This is a genomic window from Endozoicomonas atrinae, assembly GCF_001647025.1.
Lineage (GTDB): Bacteria > Pseudomonadota > Gammaproteobacteria > Pseudomonadales > Endozoicomonadaceae > Endozoicomonas > Endozoicomonas atrinae.
Map to the genome: position 1 here is coordinate 1 of NZ_LUKQ02000264.1, position 7,148 is coordinate 7,148.

Annotated in this window: 8 protein-coding genes and 1 pseudogene; 2 read left to right on the forward strand and 7 right to left on the reverse strand. The window is 46.4% G+C overall.

From position 1 onward, the window contains the following. Window positions 1–190: pseudogene (locus AK963_RS35810) on the forward strand (IS630 family transposase); the annotation flags it as partial. Window positions 191–297: 107 nt separating this feature from the next. Here the strand turns inward: AK963_RS35810 and AK963_RS23495 are convergent. Next, window positions 298–1,749 (reverse strand): TrkH family potassium uptake protein, encoded by a 1,452-nt coding sequence (locus tag AK963_RS23495; protein ID WP_066017833.1) that lies wholly within the window; start codon window positions 1,747–1,749, stop codon window positions 298–300. A 247-nt stretch (window positions 1,750–1,996) separates the two neighbouring features. Continuing rightward, window positions 1,997–3,370, reverse strand: a complete 1,374-nt coding sequence (trkA, locus tag AK963_RS23500) for a Trk system potassium transporter TrkA (protein WP_066017834.1) — start codon at window positions 3,368–3,370, stop codon at window positions 1,997–1,999. Between the two features lie 225 nt (window positions 3,371–3,595). Here trkA and AK963_RS23505 point away from each other — a divergent pair, with 225 nt between their 5' ends. Then, window positions 3,596–4,729, forward strand: a complete 1,134-nt coding sequence (locus tag AK963_RS23505; protein ID WP_066017835.1) for a tyrosine-type recombinase/integrase — start codon at window positions 3,596–3,598, stop codon at window positions 4,727–4,729. Between the two features lie 20 nt (window positions 4,730–4,749). Here AK963_RS23505 and AK963_RS23510 read toward each other — a convergent pair whose 3' ends face one another. From AK963_RS23510 to AK963_RS33505, 5 genes are all read right to left on the reverse strand, one after another. Continuing rightward, a complete protein-coding gene (locus AK963_RS23510; protein WP_066017836.1) occupies window positions 4,750–4,932 on the reverse strand; it encodes a hypothetical protein in 183 nt (60 codons plus the stop codon). An 82-nt stretch (window positions 4,933–5,014) separates the two neighbouring features. Then, a complete protein-coding gene (locus AK963_RS23515; RefSeq protein ID WP_066017837.1) occupies window positions 5,015–6,163 on the reverse strand; it encodes a Rha family transcriptional regulator in 1,149 nt (382 codons plus the stop codon). Window positions 6,164–6,226: 63 nt separating this feature from the next. After that, window positions 6,227–6,598, reverse strand: a complete 372-nt coding sequence (locus tag AK963_RS23520) for a hypothetical protein (RefSeq protein WP_066017838.1) — start codon at window positions 6,596–6,598, stop codon at window positions 6,227–6,229. Between the two features lies 1 nt (window position 6,599). Then, window positions 6,600–6,902, reverse strand: coding sequence for a hypothetical protein (locus AK963_RS23525; RefSeq protein ID WP_139117610.1), 303 nt, complete (start codon window positions 6,900–6,902; stop codon window positions 6,600–6,602). Then, window positions 6,895–7,148, reverse strand: a 254-nt coding sequence (locus tag AK963_RS33505) for a hypothetical protein (protein WP_175404615.1), incomplete at its 5' end; no start/stop codon positions are given. The genes AK963_RS33505 and AK963_RS23525, both read right to left, overlap by 8 nt.

The following is a 7,148-nucleotide window of genomic DNA, read 5'->3' on the forward strand; positions in this document are numbered from 1 at the left end:
ACCATTCGCACCGGAGTTAAACAGCTCAGAAAGGCTATGGGAGTGGATGCGGGAGCATGACTTATCAAACAAAGCATTTTCAGGTTATGAAAATATTGTAGATTGTTGCTGTGAAGCTTGGAATAACCTTTGCAGCGAAGCTGGTCGACTGTTCAGTCTGTGCTCCCGTGATTGGGCAGTTATACAGTAGTTAGAAAATTCAATTGGTATAATAGGAGGGCTTGGTTTACTGATGTATTGGAAGGGCAAAGGTGGAGAAGATGGTGACTCAATGTAACCACCTTCTCATGAACCCCATCAATAACGCCAGAAGGTTGGAGTAAACAACACAAGAAGTGTAAAAATCTCCAGGCGTCCCAGTAGCATGGCAAAAGCAAGAATCCACTTTGCAGCATCAGGCAGGTTCTGGTAACTGAAGGCTGCTTCGCCGAGAGCGGGTCCAAGATTATTCAGACAGGAAGCAATCGTTGAAAATGCAGTGGTAAAGTCCAAACCCGTAGCCAGTAAAGCTAGAAAGAGAAGAACAAACATTAAAATGTAAGTCGCAAAGAATCCCCATACTGCTTCACCCACCCTTGGGCTCACGGGTTTACCGCCAATTTTTATGGTGAATACCGCATTGGGGTGAACTAAACGACGAAGTTCTCTCACTCCCTGTTTGGCAATCAGTACAACTCTGATTACTTTCATTCCGCCAGCGGTAGAGCCTGCACACCCTCCCATAAAACTGGTAAAAAACAGCAGTAAGGGAAGAAACATTGGCCATGCTGAAAAGCTGGAAGATGAGGTATAGCCAGTCGTTGTCGCAACTGATACCACCTCAAACAAGCCGTATCGGAATGACTTACTCAGAGAATACGTATCAGAAAGATAAAGAGTGATGACGGTTATGGCTCCAACGACTCCCAGTATTGCCAGAAACCATTTAACTTCCGGATCCTGAATATAGTGGGTCAGTGACTTATGTCTCCAGGCCGTAAAATGCAGGGCAAAATTGATACCGGCAATCAGCATGAAAAAGATCGAGACAGAGATAATCATGGGAGAATTGAAATGCCCCATGCTGCCGTCATAAGTAGAAAATCCTCCAATAGCGATGGTTGTGAAACTGTGGCAGATCGCATCAAACAGGTTCATACCTGCCAGCCAGTAAGCCAGGGCACAGGCAGCGGTTAGAAAGAGATAAAGAAACCAGAGTGCTTTGGCCGTTTCGGTTATTCTGGGAGTAAGTTTTGAGTCTTTAACCGGCCCGGGGGTCTCAGTTCGATACAACTGCATACCTCCGATCCCAAGCATTGGAAGAATGGCAACTGCCAAGACAATAATTCCCATCCCCCCAAGCCACTGCAGCTGTTGTCGGTAAAACAGAATTGAGCGGGGCAGGTGCTCAATTCCGGTCAGAATGGTTGCTCCCGTCGTTGTTAAGCCTGACATGGACTCAAACAGTGCATCGGTAATGCTGAGTGAAGGACTTTCCATTAATAGAAATGGCAGAGAGCCTACTGAGCCTAGAACAATCCAGAACAGTGCAGTGACCAGAAACCCTTCGCGGGTACGTAACTCATCTTTGATATGTCGAAAGGGGAACCAGAGGAGGACGCCCAGCAGTAGTGTTAATAAAAAGGTGTAGATAAAAATGGATATTTCCTGCTCTTGATAGAGCAGTGCTACAACGATCGGAGGAAGGCTGGACGTGCTGAATAAAATTAACAAAATTCCCAAAATGGGAAGAATAACCTGAAACTGCATGGTGCTCCTGCTTCATCCAGTACAAGCACCCAGCGATATGGAGTCAATAATATGCTGGGCACTTAAATAACCTGCCATGGTGGATTCTTATAATGGCTATAAGAAATTCTGATTTTATGCAGTAGGAGATTACTCCCAATCCATAGGGAAAATAAAGCCCTGGACTTTGTTTCAGGTCATTTACATCTTCTGGGAAAGATGGGCTTCCAACCCGAATAACAGGGAAGGAAGCTGATCAGGAGGGAATTTAGAAGAATCCAAGACCAACCTGGAAGAGCTGCTCAAGTTCACGGATTTTGCGTTTATTGGTCAGGAAGAGAATGACATGGTCACCGGATTCAATTCGGGTAGTATCGTGAGCAATCAGAACCTGATCATCACGAACGATGGCACCAATGGTAGCGCCTTGAGGTAACTCTACTTCCTGAATGGTTTTACCCACCACTTTGGAACTCTGCTCATCACCATGGGCTATCGCTTCAATCGCTTCAGCAGCTCCTCTTCGAAGTGAGTGAACGTTTACTATATCGCCGCGTCTGACGTGTTTAAGGAGACTGCCAATAGTGGCCAGCTGTGGAGAAATCGCAATATCAATTTCACCACCTTGAACCAGGTCTACATAAGCGGGGTTATTGATCAGCGCCATAACCTTACGGGCACCGAGTCGTTTCGCCAGCATGGATGACATGACGTTGGCTTCATCGTCATTGGTCAGTGCACAGAAGATATCGGTCTCTTCGATGTTTTCACTGATCAGCAGCTCTTTATCGGATGCGTTGCCGCAGAAAACCATGGCTTTGGTCAGCGTTTCTGACAGGAACTGGCACCGTTCCATATTGTGCTCAATAATCTTGACCTTGTACTGGTCTTCCACTGCCTGAGCCAGACGCAGGCCGATATTGCCACCACCGGCAATAATGATGCGTTTGTAGTCATCATCCAGACGCTGAAGCTCTCCCATGACGGCCCGAATATCTTCACGGGCGGCAATAAAGAAGACTTCATCGTCCACCTCGATAACGGTGTTCCCCTTGGGCATGATGGCATTTCCACGACGAAAAATAGCAGCTACCCGGGTATCAACATTAGGCATGTGTTCACGGATATAGCGGAGTTCGTGACCGACCAGAGGACCTCCGTAATAAGCCTTCATGGCAACCAGCTGGACACGACCTTCGGCAAAATCGAGTACCTGAAGGGCTCCAGGACGTTCCAGAAGCCGCTTTATATAGTTAGTAACGACTTGCTCCGGGCTGATAAGAACATCAATGGGCAGGGCCGCATTAGCAAACAGGCTTTCATTCTTCAGGTAAGCAGCCTGACGAATACGGGCAATTTTTGACGGAGTGTGGAACAGTGTGTAGGCAATCTGGCAGGCCACCATATTCACTTCATCACTGTTGGTGACCGCAACCAGCATATCGGCTTCATCGGCTCCAGCCTGTTTCAGAACCCCTGGAAAAGAGGCCTTACCCTGGATGGTTCGTATATCAATTTTATCCTGGAGTTCTCGAAGTCGAGTGGCATCGGTATCGACCACCGTAATGTCATTTTCCTCATTGGCCAGGTTTTCTGCCAGCGTGCCACCAACCTGACCGGCGCCGAGAATGATGATTTTCATTTAGGACTCTTCCCTCTAAATCCGTCAGGATCGTATACGAACTTTCAAGATTTTTTAAGTATAAATATTAAGTAGTTATGTGCATCAGGTTCTCGTTCAGGTTTTTTCAAGGGTTTCTAAGTTTGTCTGATTTCAGTGCTCATTGTTGTAAGATCGTTGTAAAAAGTCTAATTTCATAGGCGATGTTTCATTTTTACAACAAAAATAAAATGGGTGTTTGGAATAATGAAGAATAATCAAGAGGTTAAAGGATTACTTAAAAAAAATCCTGGTATGTATAGCTGTGGTAAAAATCTAATGATCCGTGTCGGAAAAAAGAAACACACATGGTATGCACGGATCACGGTTAATGGCGATAGAACGGATGTGCCTATAGGTGATTATTATTCAGTCAGGCTTTCGGCTGCAAGAGAAAAGGTTGCAGAGTTGCAGGATCGTTCATCAGATGGCGACGTGATAAAGGCACAAAAAACTTTTGATGACATTGTGGAAATGTTGAAAGAAATTTCTTTATCCAAGAGCTATGTCAGTGCCTATAACACGCATCTAAAAGTTGATTTCGGCGATAGAGATATTGATAGCATTACTTCGATTGATATTCAGAGAAAATTGAATCAAATGCTTCAGTCAGGGTTAAAAACAACCCCGAAAAAGGCATTGACGGTAATTAAGCGAGTTTACAAACTGGCTCTGAAATTAGGGCTAACTAAATACAACCCTGCATATACCTTTGAGAGCAGAGATGCTGGTAACCATAGATCAGTTTCGCAAAGGTGTTTGACGATGGATGAGCTGGCCGAAGTTTTTCAATGTTTAAGGCTGCTTAGATTACAGAACCGAAGAAATTATTTAATGCTTGCAGTAAAGGCTACATTGACGTTAAGGGTTCGTGAGTTGGTTGCCATGAAAAAAGATGACATCAATTTCGAACAGAAGTGGTGGATTACACCTACTTTTCTGCGGGGAAGTAATAAATTTATTCATGCGGCGATACCACTTGAGCCAGAGGTTATTAAATGGATTAAGGAGGCTTGTTCACTATCACCTGAAAGTGAATACGTATTCTCAGATGGGATTGATCCTGTCGACGAAAAAGTTCTACGACGATGGATTGTTACTCAGTATGAATCAAAGAGGATGTCCCACATACCCTATTGGTCGCCTCACGATTTACGAAGGACTGGGAGAACGTATATGTCACAAAACGGCATTGCTGACAATGTAGCGGAGGCTTGTCTCGGGCACGTCAAGAAGGGGATTGAAGGGGTTTATAATCTTGATGACCACTTTGAAGAGAGAAGAAAAGCCCAACGATTATATCTGGATAAAATATACAGGTTCATTGAGCCAACTATCTAGTTGGGGCTTTCGCCCCAAAATTAGCATCCAAAAAAGACCTCTACATCCTTTCTTCGGTAGAGCTTTGTCATGTGCCTGCCAAAGCAGACAGGCTTGGGAAATTCTTCCAGACCAGCTATTTTTTGAAGTTTTGTTTTGCTGATACCGTACTCGGATGAAATTTCTTTAAGTTGCATTAATTTCTTCTTCCGGATGTTTTCCATACCAACCTAACTCCCTGCTAAAAAATCATCAATTTTTTCACCGGAGCCGCTGGGTATGGCAGCTCCAGGCTGGAATTAATTTTCAGAAAAACTTCAAAATCTCGTAACCGAACACAGGGTGGCAGTTGGTTGTCATGAGCTGCTTTCCCTTCTCACGGAATACTTTCGCAGTTGGGTCGTACATCTTCCCGTAATGCCAGCCAGTGTCTGTCAGTATGTGCTTGCCGCCATGCTTCATTGGCTTCCATTTGATGATGCGGTGCTTTTTCAATACCTCCTCGATGAAGCTTTTTTGCAGCTCCAGTTCATCAGCCAATTCATAGATGGAGAAGTGCTCCGGCAGGCCATAGCGTCCACGCTTATGATTTTGAACGCGCTTGACTTTCTGTTTTCGAGTCACAACTGGTTTAACAGGATCATTATCAGCATCACCATCTAGTGCAGGTTCAGGCATATAGTCCGGCTCAGGTTTTTCATCGTGCAGTTGTTCCAGTACTGACGGGTACCACTTCAACTGTTTGACGGGGGTACCGTTACCATGGCTCTTGCCAACGTCGAGCATTTCACAGAAGGGCTTGCCTTTATCAGTGGGTACCCACTCGTCGCCGGTCTTGTCCTGCATACCGCTCTCTTGCAGCCACTTGTTCATATGTACGGCAGTGTAAACGGGGGTGGACATGAGGCCCAGTTGCGTCGGGGTGAACAGTGGTTCTTTCTTGGGAGCGACCAGGGCAGGGTGGCCCATCTCAGTAAGCGGCGAGAAGTTGAGCCGATGCCTTAGCAGCCGGTCCGCTGCAAGCATGGCCTGATTGCCTTCGAGACCGAAGGCCCTGGCAAAGGTAACCGCTTGAAGGCTGGCATCCATGTTTAATTTCAGCAGGTGGTACGGGTCCGGTTGTGGCTGTTGCACGAGAGGTTGGGTTTTGCCCGATTCCAGATCGTGCCAGCGTTTGATCACGGCGGCTCGACGTTTGACATCATAGCCAGTAATCAGAACTTCGCATTCATAACGTGGCAGGTTGTACTCGGTTTGCTGCCGGTTTCGAGCGTCACAATAAATGCCAGCATATTTGCTGACATTCCAATTAAGCTGTGCGCACATATTTTTTATGTCACGAATCACATCGGCATGATTCTTTTTCGTTGCTTCAGCAATCTGACGGCTGGACATAGTGTCAACAGTGGTTGCATCGTTGATGTTCATAGTGTTTGCAGTTGCAATGGCATTCATGTTTTTCTATCCTGCTGTTGTCGAGATGGCTGCGCTCACCTCCGAGCGCATTTATGGTCTGCCTTAATGCCAGGTAGTTGTGTGTTCAGCGTCACTCCTGAGTGTTTTTGCTTTGTGTCGGGTGTACATGTGGTACAAGTCCATACAGAGTGCATCAACCTGTGGTTCACACCAGGCCAGATACCGGTACATCACCAGTGGATGCACCCATACCTCTTCACCTTGCCTGTTGACTTGTAAGGGTGGATTGTTGCTCTGGGTTTCCAGGTAGCGGATAAATCGTTCGATGCCCTTGTCGGCGAAGAACAATTGCAAATCCAGTGATTCGTCGAATCCACGGTTGCCCCATACGCAGACCAGATTCACATGGCCATCGTCACGAACGTCAATGGACTCAGCCTTCATGCCAGTCACTTCCACAGTTTCACTTTCCATCTCAGTAAATCCTCTCTACCAGTGTTCCATTGGTGCGGTCGATGACCCATAAATCCAGATCAAGTACATTCAGTACTGCTGCCAGATGAAGGATTCGTGGATTGTGCAGGTTATTGGTTTCGTACTGTTCAATGGTTCTGGAAAAAACGCCCGATGCTGCCGACAGCCGGTTACGGGTAAATCGTCGGCGTACCCTGTACTTTCGAACTACTTTCTGAATCGGGCTCATCTTGTAATCCTTGGGCAGTCGTTTCGGATAGGTACGCATTGGCTTCCGTTGTTTTTTTTCTTTCTGTTCAGTCATCCCTGTCTCCAGGCTGGAAGGGTTCATAGGCATTGCATGTTTCAGTCGCGGCTTTTTCATGCACGGTGCAATACCAGCCACCGCGCTCATCGGCTACCGCATAAGTACATGAACTGCATCTCACCTCTGGCTGAACCTTGCCCCAGCACACATCACGTTTAAAACAACCCTTGCAGCGCCAGTCACTCCGGTCTCTGGCAATCCGTTTGCCCTCGCCCCGCAAAATCCGTTTGATGCGGTACCTCA

Excerpts from the sequence above, each read along its gene's own strand:
- AK963_RS23495 (WP_066017833.1), bottom strand. The coding sequence starts at position 1,749 with ATGCAGTTTCAGGTTATTCTTCCCATTTTGGGAATTTTGTTAATTTTA.
- trkA (WP_066017834.1), bottom strand. The coding sequence starts at position 3,370 with ATGAAAATCATCATTCTCGGCGCCGGTCAGGTTGGTGGCACGCTGGCA.
- AK963_RS23505 (WP_066017835.1), top strand. The coding sequence starts at position 3,596 with ATGAAGAATAATCAAGAGGTTAAAGGATTACTTAAAAAAAATCCTGGT.
- AK963_RS23510 (WP_066017836.1), bottom strand. The coding sequence starts at position 4,932 with ATGGAAAACATCCGGAAGAAGAAATTAATGCAACTTAAAGAAATTTCA.
- AK963_RS23515 (WP_066017837.1), bottom strand. The coding sequence starts at position 6,163 with ATGAATGCCATTGCAACTGCAAACACTATGAACATCAACGATGCAACC.
- AK963_RS23520 (WP_066017838.1), bottom strand. The coding sequence starts at position 6,598 with ATGGAAAGTGAAACTGTGGAAGTGACTGGCATGAAGGCTGAGTCCATT.
- AK963_RS23525 (WP_139117610.1), bottom strand. The coding sequence starts at position 6,902 with ATGACTGAACAGAAAGAAAAAAAACAACGGAAGCCAATGCGTACCTAT.